Raw genomic sequence first — 581 nt, forward strand, 5'->3', positions numbered from 1 at the left:
GCGAACACCCTCGCGCCCCGGTCGCGCCATGCATTGCGCCACTGCCCGGCGGGCATGAGCGCGCCCGCGAGCATCAGAACCAGCAGCGCCGCATAGGGCATGTTGGAAAGACGGCATAGCAACGACAGGCCCGCCGTGGCGAGCCCCACCCAGAACCAGCGCGGCGCGCCGGAGTTGCGCAGGCGCAACAGCGCGTACACGCCGACGAACATCAACCATGCGGAGAACGCATCGCCTTTCGCGGAGACCGCCATGTTCGCGAGCGCGGGCACGGTCATCGCGAGCACGCCCGCCAACAAACGCAGCGGCCCGCGAACGCCGAGCGCGCCGACGATCGCGACCACCGTCGCCGCGACGAGCAGCGACGAGAGGATGCCCACGCCGAACACCAGCGAGGTGCTGTCCAGCCCGGCGAAGGGAAGCAGCAGGACTTCGTAGAGTTTCGGGTAGTAATGGACGACCGCCACCAGCCCCTGGATGCGGAACAGCCCGCCCTCGCCCAGCAGCACCGATTCGCCGCGCAATCCGTACCAGAGCGAGTCGTAGTCGATCACGACCGACGCCTTGGCGAAGAGCACGAC

1 protein-coding gene is annotated in these 581 nt (G+C 68.5%); it reads right to left on the reverse strand.

Annotated elements, in window-relative coordinates; translation table 11 throughout:
- The coding region (locus tag AC1DRF_RS31670) for a hypothetical protein (RefSeq protein ID WP_477742783.1) at positions 1-581 on the reverse strand (581 nt) is incomplete at both ends.

The sequence above is a fragment of the Priestia sp. P5_B4 genome, assembly GCF_056400385.1.